Source organism: Streptococcus pseudopneumoniae (genome assembly GCF_001072665.1).
GTDB classification, from domain to species: Bacteria; Bacillota; Bacilli; order Lactobacillales; family Streptococcaceae; genus Streptococcus; species Streptococcus pseudopneumoniae_S.
On record NZ_JVJI01000128.1, the window covers coordinates 1 to 18,117 of the forward strand.

An 18,117-nucleotide genomic window follows, 5' to 3' on the forward strand; every position below is an offset into this window, starting at 1 on the left:
TGAGTTCCCTTGTACTCTGGTTGTGGAGCCACTTGCTCTGGTTCAACAACCGCTCCGGACTGGATACCTGTATAGGATGGCTTATCAGCCGTTTCTGGTTCGACGATGGCTCCAGATTGAATGCCTGTATATTCTGGTTTTTCAGTTGTCTCAGGGGCAACTATTGCACCAGATTGCTCACCTTTATATTCTGGTAAGGAAGCATGGGTCTCTGGTTCGACGATAGCACCAGCTTGAGTTCCCTGATATTCAGGTAGCGGAGCTACTTTCTCGGGTTCGACTATTGCTCCAGACTGAGTGCCTGTATAGGATGGTTTATCAGCCGTTTCTGGTTCTACCAAAGCCCCTGATTGAGCACCTCCAACCTCTGGTTCCTGCTTTTCAGGTTCAACAATCGCACCAGCTTGAGTTCCCTTGTACTCTGGTTGTGGAGCTACTTTCTCGGGTTCGACTATTGCTCCAGACTGAGTTCCTGTATAGGCTGGTTTATCAGTTTTCTCAGGGGCTACAACAGCTCCAGATTGCTCACCTTTATATTCTGGTAAGGAAGCATGGGTCTCTGGCTCACCTTTTCTTGCAGACTGGGGTGCTTCACTCGGAGCAACTGCCTTCTTAGTCCCCTTCTCTACTATACGTGGTAAGGCTTCTTCTACCTTAGTCGAGAGAACTTCTCGGGAAATTTCTTGATTTTCAACAGTGAAGATGCGAATAAGTTCAATCTTCTTCCCAGCACGACCTTCTTGTTTGACACGAATGGTTCCCTCAATTAAATCTGGATTCTCTTGAACCACTTCAGCAAAGTCTAGCTTGGTTTCAATCTCTTGATCTTTGTATAAGAGCTCTGGTTTATTTAAACGACCAGCCAAGACTTCGTCATGAGGATCCACACTAGCAATACCAGACGGCTTTTGATTGGGTGAATCTTTAGAAGGGATTGGCTTGTCAGCAGGGCTTGTTGGAGACGGATTTTTCCGCTCATCTCTTACATTTTGCCCACCTTCATTGGACTGGAAATGAGGGTGAACCGTATCGTCTAGTTTCTGATCTCTAGCAACAGTTTCTAACTGATTAATTTTCTTGTCTTGCTTAATATAGCCTAGATAGGTATAACCTGACAGGACTCTTGGCAGAGGCAGACTATCTCCTTGGGATAATTGATATTCTTGATTGTATTGTAGCAAAAGCTGATTTTCAATAGCCTGAACCGAAGAGACCAAACCGCTCCCCACGCCTGTTATCAAAACAACCTTCAACAATGCTTTCTTATTGCCTTTCTTTCTCGAAACAGCAAAAATGAGGAGTCCAATCGAAGCGAGGGCTCCACCAGTAAGGACGGTAACCAGATTATTGTGCTCACCGGTATTAGGCAACTGACCTAGTTGGGCTTTCTCATCCATACGGTAGACTAGATAATAGGTACTCTCACTATCTTCAGCAATATTAGGAAAATCCTTTACAATCAAGTCCTTCTCATGACTACTCAGTTCTGTATCCGTCACGTATTTGTAGTGAACAGATACATTTTCTTGAGCAAATACGGTCCCACCGCTAGCAATAGACACAAAAAATAAACTAGAAATTGAAGCAGACACAAGACCAATCGCTAACTTTCGTAAGGAAAAACGATGCTGCTTCTCTCCAAAAAACTTTTTCATTCTATATCCTCTCTATTATTTTATCCCTTTCAAAATAGAAGAAGCATTTTGCTTCCTCACTATGATAAACTTACAAGAAACAAAAATACTTCTATATATATTTTGATATATTTAATCTACAACCATCATTATACTATAAAAAGAGTTCCTTGTCTCAAATAAATGCTTTAGATTTTACGAATGAAATAGCTTATTTATCCTGTAAGATTTTCCGTCAATTGGTAACAAAAAAATAAGGCTAACCGTCTTCATACTGTAATAAGTATTTCTAACAAATAGTCAATTCGTCCCATCTCAATTCGAAAGATATGATTCTTCAATTTCAAATTTTTTCAAAATTTCAAAGTATAGGAATTGCCAATAATTGTCATAATTTCTCCTATCTAGTCCACGAATGGGATTAATCCAACAGAACTACCTACGATAAACAATACAGACAGTGCAGGAGTCACACGCTCATCGCCCTTGAAATACACAATAGCCACAATTCTTAAAACTAAAATAGTAACTTTCATCAATCATGAAATCATTGAAAAATCGTCAACGCTCTTCAATTACCCTATTCTAACTCCAAATCAGAAGCGACCAATAATCTCATCAAACTTATCAAACGAAATTCCTTTGGTTTTCGAAACTTTGAAAACTTCAAAAAACGATTTTTATCGCTCTGAACATCAAAAAAGAAAGGACGAAATTTGTCCTTTCTCTATCTTAGCTTTTCTTTAATCCACTACTACTGACAAAGAACCAATTTTAGAGTTTCTCCATTTACTCTAGTTGACAAAAACTCTATTTATAGTTCAACTTTAAATTTTTTGAGGCTTCCTAAAAATAATGAAGCACCAACAATAATGACGATTCCCCCTATCCATCCTAAGAATGGAACCAATGCAAGTGCAGAGCCAACAATTAATAAGACTGAGGGTGCAATAGAAATTCTATTATCATCTTTATAGTATATTAGTGAGAGAATACCTAGAATTAAAATTCCAATTTTTACTAAACTAAAAATAATAAAAATAATTCCTAAGATGACACCAACAACTTCTTCATCATCAAATATAGAGGCAATCATAATTATAATAATTGGCAAAATGGTTAGGATAGTTCCTGTAACTAAACCAATGATACCATCTAATTGAGCAAGTGTTTTCTTTTTCATCAATATTTCCTTTTCATTAAAAATTAATATTATACATTAATTTTGTTTAATATTATCTTTTATATCAAACTAAAATACACACACAGAAAACTTTTTTAATCTATAATTCGATTATTTCTCTTCAAATCCTTCTGCGACTGCGTCCGCAAAGTTTTCTTCTACGATGCTTGCACAGTGGTCACAGATGACTGCGTGGTAGCTTCGTTCTGCTGTCGTTGGGTCGATACGACGGCAACGGTCACATACATCACCTGCAGCGCGTTCTACTGTGAAGGCCACATCTTCGAAGCTAACAGCAGCTTCTGGAGCTGGTCCTTCTGCGATGGTCAATTCAGACACGATCAAAAGTTGAGCTACATTACTGTTTACTGCTTCGAGTAGAGTTTTCACCACTTCGTTTGGATAAACTGTCAAGTGTGCTTCAAGTGATTTACCGATAACTTTGGCATTACGCGCTTCTTCCAAGGCTTTTTGAGCTTGTCCACGGAAGTCCATGAAGGCAGCCCATGTATCCAAGATTTCTTCTTGGTTAGCAAAAGTTTGTGCTTCTGGCAATTCTGACAATTGAACGAAGTCTTCTGTTTCAAACTCAAGGTATGACCAGATTTCCTCTGCTGTATGAGGAAGAATTGGTGTCAAGAGTTTGGTGATTTTCACAAGAATGTCATAGAAGACAGTCTGCATTTGACGGCGTTCCAGTGATTTTGCACCTTCGATATAAACAACATCTTTGGCAAAATCAAGGTAGAAGGCTGACAGGTCAACGTTGATAAAGTTCACCAAGGCCTTATAGATTGTCAAGAATTCAAAGTTTGCATAAGCATCACGAATGGTCTTAACAAGCTGGTTAAAGCGAATAGTCATGTACTTATCAACTGAACGTAGTTCTTCATAAGCTACTGAATCTTGAGCTGGGTTAAAGTCAGAAGTATTGGCAATCAAGAAACGAAGAGTGTTACGGATCTTACGGTAAGTTTCAGAGACTTGGCTCAAGATATCCATAGAGATACGCACGTCGTTGCTTGAGTCTACACTTGTTACCCAAAGACGCAAGATTTCTGCACCAAATTGTTTTTCAACATCACTTGGGGCAATGGTATTTCCAAGAGATTTAGACATCTTCTCACCTTTACCATCAAGGGCAAAACCTTGTGACAAGATTTGCTTGTAAGGTGCTACGCCATGGTTGGCAACAGATGTGATGAGTGATGAGTTGAACCAACCACGGTATTGGTCAGAACCTTCCAGGTAAAGGTCTGCTGGGTAAGTCAACTCAGGACGGTTTACTACAACTCCATTCCATGATGAACCTGAGTCAAACCAAACGTCCATGATATCTGTTTCTTTTTTGAACTCACCATTTGGTGAACCTGGATGAGTAAATCCTTCTGGTAAGAGGTCTTTAGCATCACGTTCCCACCAAATGCTTGAACCATGTTCCTCAAAGAGTTGAGCCACGTGTTCAATAGTTTCAGCAGTCATAATAGCTGTACCGTCTTCAGCGTAGAAGATAGGAAGTGGAACACCCCAAGCACGTTGACGAGAGATAACCCAGTCGCCACGGTCACGAATCATATTGTAAAGACGGACTTTACCCCATTCTGAGTGGAACTTAACCTTTTCAATTTCATCCAAGATTTCTTGACGGAATTTAGAAACTGAGGCAAACCATTGTGGTACTGCACGCCAGATGATTGGTTTCTTAGTACGCCAGTCAAATGGGTATGAGTGAGAGATTTCTTCTTGGGCAAGAAGGAGGTTACCAAGTTTCTCGATAACAGTTGGAACTACCTTTTCATAGAATTGACCTTCAAACTCAGGACCAGCATTAGCCATCATGATACCACGTTCGTCAACAGTCACTGCGACTTCAAGACCATTAGCAATACCGACATTGTAGTCATCCTCACCAAAACCAGGGGCTGTATGGACAATACCAGTACCAGAGTCAGTCGTAACGTGGTCACCAAGGATCACCAACTCATCTACGGCTGTATCCCATGGGTGTTCGGTTACAATGTGGTTCAATTCTTGACCACGGTAAGTTGCTAAAACTTGAACATCAACCCAGCCAAATTTCTCAGACAAGCTAGTCAACAATTCTGCAGCAACCACAAACTTACGAGCTTCACCAGCAGGTTGAACCAAAACGTAATCAATATCTGCACCAACAGTCAAACCACGAGAAGCTGTGATGGTGAATGGAGTAGTTGTCCAGACAACGATGTAGGTATCTGTATCTAGAACGCCTTTGCCATCTTTTACCTTATTGGCATAGTAAAGGGAAGTTGAAACCAAGTCATGGTATTCAATCTCCGCTTCAGCAAGAGCCGACTCAGATGACCAAGACCAGTAAACTGGCTTGGCACCACGGTAGATATAACCTTTATTAGCCATCTCACCAAATACACGGATTTGGGCTGCCTCATAGTCAGGAGTCAAAGTCACATATGGATTTTCCCAGTCACCAGAAACCCCCAAACGTTTAAAATCTTCACGTTGTTTATCTACTTGAGAAAGAGCATATTCACGACAAAGTTTCAAGTACTCAACCAAGTCCATTTCTTTACGTTTGATACCTTGTTTTGCCAAAACTTGCTCGATTGGCAGACCATGAGTATCCCAACCTGGAATATAAGGAGCATAAAATCCTGACATTGATTTTGAACGAACAATGATATCTTTTGAAATCTTGTTCATAGCGTGTCCAACGTGGATATTTCCGTTCGCGTATGGAGGGCCATCATGCAAGGTGAAATGAGGTTTTCCTTGGTTCAATTCTTGACGACGTTGGTAAAGTTTTGCATCTTCCCATTCCTTTTGCCAAACTGGCTCTTTGGTAGGAAGTCCTGCACGCATTGGGAAAGCTGTTTTCCCAAGGTTAAGGGTATCTTTGAGTTTCATGGTATCTCCTTTATAAATAATAACAAATTAAAAACCACGACTGCCAAAAAGGACGAAAATCGTGGTACCACCTTTATTCGGAAAAAGATTTAGTCTTTCTCCCTCTTATCCCGTAACGTGGGAAACGTCAAATCCTACTAACTTCAGACTTGAGTTTTTGAGAGGATAATCTTATCATTAGGGAATGCAGGACTCACACCATCTCCTGCTCGCTGGAAATATAAGGATAAAATATTGTTCTCACATATCACTATTCATTATAAGATTAGGACAGATTCTTTATTTGTATCTTCCTCATTCGATGAAGGGCCTTCGACTTCAACTGGCTCTAAATGTTCTTCTACATAATGATCTTGTTGAGCTTCAAATTCAGCTAATTCTCTATTACCAGCCTCAATTCGAGCTTGTAACTCAGCCATTTCTTCAGGTGTAAATTGACGAGTCATATCGATTGGTTCTTCTTCTGGTTGTGAATATACCGATTCACCAAGAACTTCACCAACAACTTCTTTAAATGCTTCATCACTTGTCTGAAGATAGGTAGCTGTTGGGCGCAGAATATCTTCCCAATCTGATGATTCAACAATTGCTAACTGACTCTCAATTGTAGATTTGAGACGTTGGTGGAAGACACGGCTCTTGTTCTTCAATTCTTCAGTCTCAACAGCAACTTTCTTAGCATTATCAGTAGCTTGACGCAAGATCTCATTAGCCTTATATTTTGCTTCTTCAAGCAAACGTTGGGCATCTTGCTCTGCCTGTTGGATAATATTATTAGAACGATCTTGAGCAGCTTGTTTCACACGCTCTGCCGTATCTTGAGCAATCAATACTGATTGACTCAAAGAATCTTTCATCTCATCAAAGTAAGACAAACGTTCTTCCAAGCTCTTGATATGCAACTCTTTATCATGATTGCTTCGAACTAAATCTTCATAATCACGAACAACAATTTCAAGAAATTCTTCAACTTCTTCTGGATCAAAACCTCTAAATCTTGTACCAAAGGTTTTATCTTTAATTTCTAATGATGTAATTGGCATATTATTCCTCACTTACTTAATAATAATTGGACCGTTAATTTCTTTTTATCTTTTTTTTGTTTGCCCATTATCTCTAACAAGTTTCAATCGACCAAATTTCCTCACACTAATCAAATCACCAACTTGAACTGCATAATCTGATTTTTCAACTAAATGGTAATTAACTTGGACTGCCTGTTTTTCAATTAACTGACTTGCCTGATTTCTAGATAGCTTGAAGACACCTGCTAGAAAACCATCTAATCTAGAACTAGCGATACAAATATCTAATTCTTGATAATTTTCTACTGTAGCAATTTTCTCAGCAAAATTCCGTTCTTCTAGACGAACCGGTAACCGAGCAATTTTCGTAATGCCGTCTTGAAAAAGGAGCATAAACTGTCGATTAATGATAATCTGTGCCCTCTCTTCGTTGACTAAGATATCACCAAATAGCTTCCTATCAATTCCCAGCTTGTTTAAAACAGTCCCTAATATTTTTGCATGCGTTAAGCGTTCAAACTTATTAGGGTAGACAATTTCTTGCAAGGAAAGTTCAAAATCAGTGAATTCTGGCTCAAAATAATCAGGATACAGGAGAACTCGTACATATTCAGTTTCAAGAAACTGCCGACTGCTCATGTAGGAGATGCCGTTGGTTGATGCTAGCACCTTTAAAATCTTTTCTTGATGGGGATTTACAAAGGGTGTTAAAAAAGGAGAATAAGAATCTTCTACCTTTTTTATCCATTCTACTCCCTTATCAATAAAAGACGAATCATTCTTAGAAAAGTGTTGATAAATTATCTTGTTCATAGAAAAATCACTAAAAGTCGAATCAACTGTTCCCCTAGGAAGTGAACTAGTAATACCGCAATCCAGACAGACAAGTCAAAACCTGCAATCTGGAGGGGTAAACGTTGCAAGGGAGCTACTATCGGTTTCACTAAACTAATAATCAAGCGTCCAAGACGTGATTCATAAGCATTGGGAAACCAAGACATCAGAGCAAACACGATTAAAATCAGTGAATAGATATCCACTGCATTTTGAACAAAACGAATGAGAAAGATCATTATCTTACTCTCGTACGTTTCATATCAAAGCCAAATTCACCATTTTGTGATTCATCTGGAATTTTGATATCTTCAATATTGACAACAACATCAACTGGTGTCAGCAGGTACATAGTAGATGCTACCTTTTTCATGTTACCAGCTAAAACGTGGCGCGCACCATCCAGATAGTCCAAACAACGACGAGCTTGAACTTCTGTCATATATTGGAAATCAATCAAAATACTTTCGTTACCAGCTAATAAATCAACAATATCTGTGGCATCTTCGTATTTACGTGGATAACGAACATCAATTGTCACCTTATCAGTAGAACGTTGACTTTGCATAGCCAACTCTTGTTGACGGGCATGAAGACGAGTGATGTTTTTATCTTTAGATGGCGTGCTAGCAGCTTGTTGAGGCAACTCTTGAACAGAAGGGACTGGAGTCACAATCGGCTCTTCAGCTTTAGGCTGATATGCAGTACTAACATCTTCTCCATCTTCTGTAAAATAATCTATAAATTTATCAAATCTATCTTTTAAAGACATATTTCTTTCCTATTTAAAAAATGCTGTACCAATTCTGACAAATGTTGAGCCAAATTCAATCGCTTCCTTGTAGTCACGACTCATACCCATACTCAAGTCCGTCATTGGCATATTGGGAATTTGTTTTTCTCTAATTTCTAGTTGCAAATCCTGCGTAGCTTTAAAAATTTCTTTCAACTCATCACTACTAGCTTCAAAAGGAGCCATGGTCATCAAGCCGACATATTCAATTTTATCTAAGGTGGCCAATTCTGGTAAGAGCTCCAATAGTTCTTCCCTTGAAAAACCATGTTTGCTCTCTTCCCTTGAGATATTTACTTGTAAGAAACACTTAACAACTCGGTCACTTCTTTTTTGAATTTCCTCTGCTAGCTTTAATGAATCCAAAGCGTGGAAATAATCAACATACTGAATGACATCTTTGACCTTGCGTCTTTGCAAGGTTCCAATCAAATGCCAGGTAATATTTCTATCTTTTAAAGCTTCATATTTCTCAAGAAATTTATCTACACGATTTTCACCAATATGATGCACACCTAGCGGAAGCAAAGCCTCCGCTGTCGGTACGTCTACATATTTTGTAACAGCAACAACCGAAACAGAATTGACTTCTCTTCCTGACTGCTGACTTGCATCTTTTATTTGTTGAAAAACACGTTCTGTATTTTCTTTCAAATTCATGTACTTAACGATTTTTGAAGAATGGAGGAGTGTCTAATTCATCCTCATCGTGTAAAGATGGCGCTTCGAAACGTTCAACTGGTGATACAACTGAATCAGTCGGACGAACAATTGTCTCACGACGCAAATCCCAATCACCAAATGCTGAAGTTTGAGAAGTTTCTGTACGGCGAGGTGCTGGACTTGGAATTTCTGCAGTTTCAGCCATATCAAACTGACGATTATGATTATGTGCATGACTAGGACTTACTTGTTCATGACGGACAGCTTGTCTTGGTGCATGGCCCACAACTTTTTCCACACGATCTTGACGAACACCAGTTGCAACGACTGTAACACGAATTTCATCTTTCATGTTTTCATCGATAGATGTTCCGAGCCAGATGTTCACTCCTTGACCAGCCGCTTGGTTGACGATTTCTGAAGCTTCTTCTGCTTCAATCAAAGTCAAGTCAAGTCCACCAGTAACGTTGACGATGACATCCTCGGCACCGTCAATAGTTGTTTCAAGAAGTGGTGAGTAGATTGCCTTACGAGCTGCTTCTACCACACGTTCTTCACCACTACCGATACCGATACCCATTAGGGCGTTTCCTTTATTTGCCATAACTGTTTTCACATCGGCAAAGTCAAGGTTAATCAAACCAGGATTTGTGATCAAGTCCGTAATTCCTTGAACACCTTGGCGAAGTACGTTATCTGCTTCGCTAAGAGCTTCAAGAAGTGGCGTTTTCTTATCAACAATTTCAAGCAAGTTGTTGTTTGAAATAATCAATAGAGTATCTACATGCTCACGAAGTTGATTGATTCCTTCTACAGCGTACTGACCACGTTTGCTTCCTTCGAAACCGAAAGGACGTGTCACAACACCAACTGTAAGAGCACCTAGATCTTTAGCAATGCGGGCAATAACAGGAGCTGCACCAGTACCTGAGCCACCTCCCATACCTGCAGTAATGAAGACCATATCTGCTCCAGTAATAGCTTGAGTCAAGGCTTCTTCGCTTTCTTCAGCAGCCTTTTGACCAACTTCAGGTCGACCGCCAGCACCCAAACCACGAGTCAATTTAGGGCCTAACTGAATTACAGTCTCAGCTTTTGTACTACTCAAAGCTTGTACATCTGTGTTTGCTGCGATAAATTCTACGCCTGCAACACCTTCGTCAACCATGCGGTTAATGGCGTTACCGCCACCTCCACCAACACCGATTACTTTAATCACTGCACCTTGAGCAGCCGCTGTATCAAATGAAAATGTCATAGTTTATTTTTCCTCTTTTATTCATCAAACATGCTTCCGATTAAGCCACGGAAACGATCTGCGATTTTTGGTTTATTTTGAGAAGATACTTTATCTTCTTTCGGAGCAACTACGTTCGTAGAAGCTGACTGCTCTACCTCAGTATTTTGAACTGGTTGAATAGGGGTCGGTTGTGCTACCTGCGTAACACGTTGAATCATCCCACCAAAATTAATTGGTTGGTGACGCAAAGTATCCTCACCCTTAACTGCTCGTTGTGCTAATAAATGCACCTCAGTCAATTGACCAGCAAATTCAGACAAGCTAATCACATGAGCGAAGGCAGGATTACGGATTCCAACTTGATTTGGAACGTAAAGTTTGACACCAACGCCAAATACTTCCTGTGCAAGTTCTACAATACCTGGTAAAATAGCATTTCCACCAATCAGAACAATCCCACCTGGAAGATCCAACAAATGTCTTCTTTCCAACTCTTGTTTGATTTGTTCAAAAATGTGTTTAATGCGAGCTGAAATAATCTCTGCTAGGTAGCTTTCTGTAACTTCTACAGGCTCTACTTCACCAATCACTTCAACTTGGAAGGTTTCATTGCTTGCAAGTGAAGGGTAGGCTTCACCATAGTTCAATTTCAATCCTTCAGCTAGTTTTTGTGAAGTCTTCAAGACTTTAGAGATATCTTTTGTGACATAATCTCCACCTTCTTGAAGAATATTTGTAAACTGGAGTTCTTGATTACGGATTGTAGCAACAGTTGTTTGACCTGCTCCCATATCAATCACAGTAGCTCCAAATTCACGCTCTCCTTCGTTCAAGACTGAACGAACCAAAGCCAATGGTGAAATAATAATATTTTCAACCTGAACACCTGAGCGCTCAACTGTCTTGCGTAAATTGTGAAGAATAGTACGTGGACCTGTGTAAAGTAAACCACGCATTTCAAGACGAACCCCCATCATACCACGTGGGTCACGAATACCTTGGAAACCATCTACGATAAATTCTTCTGGAATAAACGTAATGACTTCACGATCTGGTGTCATACTCTTTGTCAAGGCTGATTTAACAACATTTTCAACATCTTGATCTGTAATTTCTTTTGTATCAGATGTAACTGGAATCATTCCTTGAGTTGGTTCTACCTGCAAAAGATTTCCAGGCAAGCCAACATTCACTGATTTGATTGAAATGCCAGCTTTCTCTTCTGCTTGGGAAATAGCTGACTTGATAGCAGTTGCTGCTGCTTCAATATCAACGATAATCCCATCCTTTACACCTTTACTCTTGGCATTACTTACACCAATTACATTAAGTTCACCATTTCTAAGCTCGGCAACCAGTACTTTAATCGAATTAGTTCCGATATCTAAGCCTGTAAAAAAACCATCTCTAGCCATTACATCGCATCCTCTCTCTTCCAAGTTTCAAACTTCTATTCAATATAGCTAAAATAGGGCATAGCTATTCACAGAATATTATAACACAAAAAATCCAATCGTGCTTAGTTTTTCCTAAATTTACTTACCATTTTTTTACATTCGCTCATCATATTTTTGTATTTTCCAAACAAGTTATAAAAAATTAGATTTATGAAAAAAGAAAGCTCATTTCTAAGCTTTCTTTGCAATCATTTTTTCTGCTTCTTGTTCTAAAAATAGCTCCAAGATTTTCTTAGTCAAAGTTATTGCAGCAGACAAGGCTATAGAAACAATCAAATAATTAGCTACTAAGCCATGGTCTCCAACCAATGGTGGTTTTGTCAAGAATCCGTAATCTCCACCTGTTACTAAATTGACCACAAAAATTAAGGCATTTAGAGCAAAGGTCATGAGAAAAATTCCCTTCACATCCAGCAATCGCGCGTTATACTGTCTCAATAGATAAACTAGAGAGTTCCCCAAGAGAGCTAAGTGGCCAAAGATAAAGGATAAAATCGCAATATGCGGGAATGGATAAGGATCTGGCACTGGATAAACAAAGGCTGCTAATGTCCCAAATGTTCCTAGTAATGCAAAATACTGCCGATATTTGGACTGACCAGGAAGCAAAAGCACCACAAACATAGCCATACGGCAATGGTAAAAGGGTAAGCTTTCTGACAACGGCATATGATTAACCCCGTACCATCCATAAAGAAGGATTAACTGAACTGCCTGCAAGATTTGGAAAAATCGTTGATAAGCCTTCTTTTCACGATAGCGATAGGCTGTAAAAAATGTTAAGGCTAAGAGCGTAAATAGGCTAACATACCAAAAAAGGTCAAATTTAGGTGGCTCGGTTGCCTGGGTCGTAAAGAAAATATCCCATAAATTCATCTAGTCTTCCTCATGATTCAAAATTTTCCTGCATTTTATTATACCATGCTATTTGTCAAAAATGGATTTAGAAATACGATAATCATCTTCTTAGTCAAGATATTGCTCCCTCTGACCTTGATAAACCTGCCAAAGAATCTCTATTTGCTCCTTGGTAATGCGTTTTTCAGATAAGTTCGGCAGTTGGTCAATAGCAAAAAATTGAAGGTCAGCAATTTCTTGATTTTCTTGGAATTGTCCATCAAGAAGCTTACATTCAAAAACAAACTTTGCATATTGCTTGCTCTGTAGTTGGAAACGATTTGTATCAAAAACAGCTAGTAGTCTTTCTACTTTAGCTTCAAAACCGGTTTCTTCTTCAATTTCCTTGAGAATATTTTCTGTTGGAGAATAGCCGACTTCACCAAAGCCACCTGGCAAAGCCCAATCATTCTCTCCTTGTCCCCTAACCAGACAAATCTTTTCGTCCTCAACAATCCAAGCACGGACGTCCATTAACGGAGTCGCATAAGCAGAAGTTGGCTTCAAGACTTCTGCCACTTCTTCGGCATCAAGGTCTGATGCCTGATTCAACATTTCAGATAAAAGGCCTCGCAAGTCTTCGTAGCGCTCACGGTCGAAAGGATCTTTTGTAAAGGTTAATCCAGTATCTGTAAGGGCAATCATTCTTTGAAGATACTTGGCAAAATCACTAGCATTCATTTTCTAAACTTTCTACCAACTTGGCTAGGTTCATAGAGTTAGAGCCTTTGAGCAAGATTTGGTCATTAGCTCCTAGACTTTCCTTGACCTGCTTAACTAGGTCTTCAAATTGGTCTTGATCTTCTGTTTTCTTGAAGTAGTAAACGTGACCGATTGGGAACATTTGACTAGCCAATTGGGCTAATTCAGCAATGTCTTCTCCATATAAAATAACAGTATCAAGCACATCTGGTGAGAGGCTCAAAATCATCTGGTTATGGAGCTGAACAGACTGGTCACCGAGTTCCTTCATGTCCGCCAAGACAGCGATTTTTTTGCCACCTTCGTTGGCTGGAATAGCCGAAAAAGTCTCTAAAATCAACTTCATAGCAGTTGGATTGGCATTATACACATCTGATAGAATATCTGCACCATTGGCTGCTTTCTTCCATTCGGTACGGTTACGCGTCAATTCAAGATTTTGGAAAGCCTTATGAATTTGCTCCTCTGAAACCCCTTCTTGTAGGGCAACATAAGACGCAATCATGGCATTAGTGGCATTGTACTTACCAGTCACTGGCAAATCGAGAGCTTGTTCCAAGAAATTAGCCTTAAAGGTCAGACTATCCTTACGTTCTACCAAGTCGGTAATTTCTAACTCTGCTCCTGAGCCAAAACGAATCACCTTTTTATCAGTAGGCAAGAAGTCCTCTACAATCGGATCTGCTGGTACTAAAAGCAAGGAACCAGGTGCCATGCCATCAGCAATTTGCATTTTTCCTTTAGCAATCTCAGAACGGTCTTTGAAAAAGGCCAAATGGGCTTCTCCAACCAAGGTCACGATGGCTGTTTTTGGACGAGCCAATTCTGACAAGAGATGAATATCTCCCAAGTGATCCTGTCCCATCTCCAAGACCAACTTTTCTGTTCCTTCAGGCATGTGGAGAACTGTGTAGGGAAGGCCAATCTCGTTATTATAATTGCCTTGTGTTTTGTAGGTCTTGTAGGTTGTTGATAGCAAGTGCGCTAACATATCTTTGGTCGTTGTCTTGCCATTTGAACCTGTAACAGCAAAGACATCAACTCCTGTTTTTTCAAGATAGTAGGCAGCTAGGGTTTGAAAGGCCGTCAAAACATCAGCTACTAAAATGTAGGGATGATTTGCGATTTCTTTCTCAGACAAGGTTACTGCGGCACCATTTTCAAAGGCTGTTTCGATAAAGTCATGACCGTCACGAGCACCTTTGAGGGGCACAAACAAATCCCCTGCAGCAATCAAACGACTATCAAACTCAGCTTTTTCTAACTGGGTGTCCTCAAAGAGGCTGATATCATTTTTAGCTCCTACAACTTGAGCCACTTCATGAATTGTTAATTTCATTTCTACTCCTTTAAAAAGGGTCGAAACTCGAGAACTCTAGTCACCTTGCAGTGATGGTTCTGGCTCCTACCCCCTCTTTCATTTTTATAGCAAATGCGCTTCGCGCTTGTCAAAAGTTTCCTTGGCAAGATCAACCAATCGCTCGATTAAGTCTGGATAGCTGATTCCCATATTGTCCCAAAGTAGTGGGTACATAGACCACTGGGTAAAACCTGGCATGGTATTAAGCTCGTTTAGGAAAATCTCTCCCTTGTCTGTATAGAAGAAATCGCAACGAGAGAGACCGAGGCCACCAATGGCACGGAAGGCAGTTTCTGCATTTTGACGCATGACAGCTACCACATCATCACTGATTTTGGCTGGGATATCCATGGTAATCTTGTTGTCAATATACTTGGCATCGTAGTCATAAAAGTCAACATCCTTGACTACTTCTCCTGGTAGCGTACTCTTGACATCGTAGTTGCCCAAGAGACCAACCTCGATTTCACGAGCATTTACCCCTTGCTCTACCAAGACACGGCTGTCATATTGGAAGGCAAGTTTCAAAGCTTGACGGAGTTCTTCTTGGTTTTCAGATTTGGAAATACCGACACTTGAACCCATGTTTGATGGTTTTGTGAAGACTGGATAAGTCAATTTTTCTTCAACTTCGGCAATTTTAGCAGTCACATCATCACCTTCGACAATGGCCACATAAGGAACTTGGGTAATCCCGACAGATTCTAAGACACGCTTGGTCGTGATTTTATCCATGGCAAGACTAGATGACAAGATGTTGCAACCAACATAAGGCATTTTCAAAACTTCCAAGAATCCTTGAACTGAGCCATCTTCTCCCATCGGACCGTGAAGGACTGGAAAGACCACTGCTCCCTCTTCGTAGATAGCACTTGGTGCAACTTGCTTATCCCAATCAATGGTTTCATTGGTCATAAGACGATCCTCTTGACCTGGAGTCTGGCTAAATTCTTGCGTTTTAATAAAGTCACCTGACTGGCTGATGAAAAAAGTCTTGACTGTAAAACGATCGTAGTTGACCGCACGCATGACACTTTCAGCTGAAAGAACAGAGACTTCACGCTCTGCACTACGCCCACCGTATAAAAGAATAATCGTTTGTTTCATATTACTTGTTCCAATTCTAATAGAATACTCGTTCTTTAGTATATCATATTTGCTTCTTTTTTGAAACTTGTATCTCAAAAAGCCCTCATTTGAGAGCTAAAATTTTACCTATCCACCACTTGAGCTTCAAAGCGTGCTGCTTTGTCGTCTACATTGGTGATGGTGATAGTGTAGGGGTCTTCTTCCGTCACCCCAAAAGAAAGCAGACCAAAGCTATCGAATACAATAAAATGTTCTTAAGTACTCTGTCATAGCAACCTACCTGTATAACACTATTGCCTCATCGTTTCGTTTGTTATTCTGTTCTCCATATATCCTTAACTGTCAATTCTCCCCAATTATCTGGGCTAAAACGACTAGAGTAGATAGTGGTCCAGTCTTTAAGGACTTTATTACGGAGTACATTATCTGCTTCCTTGCGAATCTCATCGACAGTCTTTCCATGCTCCACTAGAAAGGCTTCTATTTGAGATTGCTGAAAATATCCTGTACTCTCATCATCATAGTACCACATAAACCGTTCTAATTGCTGATTGTTTACATCGTACTGGTAATCTACATTTATGGTTGTCTCTGTATCTGGCAGTCTCAAACGCATTTCTATCCCAACTTTCGTCATCTCCTGAAATCCAAAATAAAAATAATAACCTAGAGAATGAATAGTGTTTGGTAAATTTACACTTTTATAATCAATAGAATGTTTATATAAATCTTGAGATCCATTATCGATAATTTTTAAACCTTTTAACTTATAAAAAGCTCGCCCTTTCCAGAGAAATGTATAATTGTGATAATCACTTTCTTCGTAGTATATTTCATCAAAAATATTATGAACTCTCTGATATTTATAGTACTGAAAACCAGAGAAAGATAATAATAGAACCATTAACAATGAAAAAATTACAAATTTTTTCTTCCTCATCTAATCACCTCATCTCTGTCAATTCTTGATTACCTGTTTCAATATTTCGAATGAAATTATAAGTACTTGGGTAATTTTTTTGTAGCTTATCTACGGTATCTTTTTCTAGTAAAATTCCTCAACACAACCAGTTGTTCATACAGCATTGTGTTGAGCAAGAAACTACTTTCTCTGGTAAACTATCCATACAAAGTCTGATACATCTTTTCCATGAAATCCTCAAGCTCTTTTTGAACAATTTTTAATAGTCGCTCTTCTTCGGATTGAGAGATGTTCACTCTCTCATTTATATTTTTTTCATTTATTTGAAAATAGGTGCTAGAAGTTATATCAAAGTTCTTATCCAATTCATATAGTGCACTAGTTATTTTACCATCTATCTCTATTTCAAAATAAGCAGTAACCCCATTCCGTCCAGGATGCGATATTTTGAAATCGATGTCTCCTTTTATCTCTATGGAGTCAATTCCTCCATCCAGTCGAATAGCTCCATCGGGAGGAACGACATAGCCTGCTTTACGGATGTCAGACGCATATTTTCCTGATGCCATTAAATGATGAAGAACTTCAATTCTCTCATTTTTCTCAAAGGCTTCTTTTAAAACACTAGATTGTTGGAAATGATTGTAAGTAAAATATAAAGGAATCGCTAACAGAAACAAAAACAATACAATCAACAATTTAAACTGTTTTAATTTATCTAGCATTAGTCTTCCCCTTATTCAACACTCTCTTTCAAATAAGTGTTATTGTAAATTATCACTCGTCTTCCTCATCGTCATAAACTGGCTCGCCATGGATTTTGATGTATTCTTCATTCCTGCGGTCATCTTCTTCCCAGACTGGGTCTCTCACATCGTCCATAAATGGAATTTCTTCCAAACTCAGCTCATTAGCCTCTTCATAACTCATCGAAAGGGTATCCTCATGTCGGTTTTTAAATTCCTCCACACTTAACCAGCTCTCTTTATCATCTTCGCTAATCTGACCATCAATAGCAGTCGCAATTTCAATGGCCATAATATACATAGCTCTTTTATCAACAGTGAGAAGGTCAAGGTGGGTAGAAGCTAAACGTAGACAGTCTCCTTTTTCTCGATAGTCTGTTGCTGGATTGTCTTCAAAATCTAATTCAAGATTTTCATATACATGACTCCCAAATTTGTTGGTAATCCCTTCTTTCAACTGAACATTATTCCATCTATTATCATGCATCCACTTATTCAATTTCAAGTGAATAGTTGGGTCTGTTTTAAATGGGCGAGTATTCCCAAAGTAAGAAAAATCTACTGGCTTACAATCTTTAGTGTCAAACCACATTCTCTTCGCTAGTTCTATATAATCAAACGGAATTTCTTTGGTGTAATCACCTTTAATATATAATCTCATATTTTAC

16 protein-coding genes, 2 pseudogenes and 1 other annotated feature are annotated in these 18,117 nt (G+C 39.2%); of the genes and pseudogenes, 1 reads left to right on the plus strand and 17 read right to left on the minus strand.

Features of this window, described 5'->3' with window-relative positions:
• The coding region (locus tag ADH52_RS09150; protein WP_049511010.1) for a G5 domain-containing protein at window positions 1-1,655 on the minus strand (1,655 nt) is incomplete at its 3' end.
• Between the two features lie 533 nt (window positions 1,656-2,188).
• Between ADH52_RS09150 and ADH52_RS11145 the strand changes: the two are divergent.
• Window positions 2,189-2,370, plus strand: a pseudogene (locus ADH52_RS11145) (transposase); the annotation flags it as partial.
• A gap of 78 nt (window positions 2,371-2,448) precedes the next feature.
• On the opposite strand, the gene ADH52_RS09155 reads toward ADH52_RS11145, so the two are convergent.
• The 16 genes and pseudogenes from ADH52_RS09155 to ADH52_RS09230 form a co-directional block, all read right to left on the minus strand.
• The gene (locus ADH52_RS09155; RefSeq protein WP_004263686.1) at window positions 2,449-2,817 is read right to left on the minus strand and encodes a hypothetical protein; all 369 of its coding nucleotides are present in this window, start codon (window positions 2,815-2,817) and stop codon (window positions 2,449-2,451) included.
• Window positions 2,818-2,928: 111 nt separating this feature from the next.
• Complete coding sequence (gene ileS / locus ADH52_RS09160; RefSeq protein ID WP_049511011.1) at window positions 2,929-5,721, minus strand: isoleucine--tRNA ligase; 2,793 nt, start codon at window positions 5,719-5,721, stop codon at window positions 2,929-2,931.
• Between the two features lie 45 nt (window positions 5,722-5,766).
• Window positions 5,767-5,978 (minus strand) — a binding site (T-box leader).
• Entirely contained in the window at window positions 5,979-6,764 is a 786-nt protein-coding gene (locus ADH52_RS09165) for a DivIVA domain-containing protein (protein ID WP_042750728.1), read from the minus strand.
• Between the two features lie 8 nt (window positions 6,765-6,772).
• Window positions 6,773-7,559 (minus strand): annotated as a pseudogene (locus ADH52_RS09170) (RNA-binding protein).
• A complete protein-coding gene (locus tag ADH52_RS09175; RefSeq protein ID WP_049511012.1) occupies window positions 7,556-7,819 on the minus strand; it encodes a YggT family protein in 264 nt (87 codons plus the stop codon). Before ADH52_RS09175 ends, ADH52_RS09170 begins: the two are co-directional and overlap by 4 nt.
• A complete protein-coding gene (locus tag ADH52_RS09180) occupies window positions 7,819-8,352 on the minus strand; it encodes a cell division protein SepF (protein WP_049487344.1) in 534 nt (177 codons plus the stop codon). The genes ADH52_RS09175 and ADH52_RS09180 overlap by 1 nt, the downstream gene beginning before the upstream one ends.
• A gap of 9 nt (window positions 8,353-8,361) precedes the next feature.
• Window positions 8,362-9,033 (minus strand): YggS family pyridoxal phosphate-dependent enzyme, encoded by a 672-nt coding sequence (locus ADH52_RS09185; protein WP_049511013.1) that lies wholly within the window; start codon window positions 9,031-9,033, stop codon window positions 8,362-8,364.
• 4 nt (window positions 9,034-9,037) lie between these two features.
• Window positions 9,038-10,294, minus strand: a complete 1,257-nt coding sequence (gene ftsZ / locus ADH52_RS09190) for a cell division protein FtsZ (RefSeq protein WP_049511014.1) — start codon at window positions 10,292-10,294, stop codon at window positions 9,038-9,040.
• A 17-nt stretch (window positions 10,295-10,311) separates the two neighbouring features.
• Window positions 10,312-11,691, minus strand: coding sequence for a cell division protein FtsA (gene ftsA / locus ADH52_RS09195; RefSeq protein ID WP_033688313.1), 1,380 nt, complete (start codon window positions 11,689-11,691; stop codon window positions 10,312-10,314).
• A 213-nt stretch (window positions 11,692-11,904) separates the two neighbouring features.
• On the minus strand, window positions 11,905-12,609 hold the full coding sequence (locus ADH52_RS09200) for a TIGR02206 family membrane protein (RefSeq protein ID WP_049487343.1): 705 nt from the start codon (window positions 12,607-12,609) through the stop codon (window positions 11,905-11,907).
• 90 nt (window positions 12,610-12,699) lie between these two features.
• Window positions 12,700-13,311, minus strand: coding sequence for an NUDIX hydrolase N-terminal domain-containing protein (locus ADH52_RS09205; protein WP_049487342.1), 612 nt, complete (start codon window positions 13,309-13,311; stop codon window positions 12,700-12,702).
• Window positions 13,301-14,671, minus strand: coding sequence for a UDP-N-acetylmuramoyl-tripeptide--D-alanyl-D-alanine ligase (locus ADH52_RS09210; RefSeq protein WP_049511015.1), 1,371 nt, complete (start codon window positions 14,669-14,671; stop codon window positions 13,301-13,303). Before ADH52_RS09210 ends, ADH52_RS09205 begins: the two co-directional genes overlap by 11 nt.
• An 84-nt stretch (window positions 14,672-14,755) precedes the next feature.
• Window positions 14,756-15,799: a D-alanine--D-alanine ligase gene (locus tag ADH52_RS09215; protein ID WP_049487340.1), complete on the minus strand. Its 1,044-nt coding sequence runs from the start codon at window positions 15,797-15,799 to the stop codon at window positions 14,756-14,758.
• A gap of 295 nt (window positions 15,800-16,094) precedes the next feature.
• Entirely contained in the window at window positions 16,095-16,721 is a 627-nt protein-coding gene (locus ADH52_RS09220) for a TipC family immunity protein (RefSeq protein WP_049487339.1), read from the minus strand.
• Window positions 16,722-16,900: 179 nt separating this feature from the next.
• Window positions 16,901-17,428 carry a hypothetical protein gene (locus ADH52_RS09225; protein WP_049487338.1) on the minus strand — a complete coding sequence of 176 codons (528 nt, stop codon included), beginning with the start codon at window positions 17,426-17,428 and terminating at the stop codon, window positions 16,901-16,903.
• A gap of 52 nt (window positions 17,429-17,480) precedes the next feature.
• Window positions 17,481-18,110, minus strand: coding sequence for a hypothetical protein (locus tag ADH52_RS09230; RefSeq protein ID WP_049511016.1), 630 nt, complete (start codon window positions 18,108-18,110; stop codon window positions 17,481-17,483).
• Window positions 18,111-18,117: the final 7 nt, after the last annotated feature.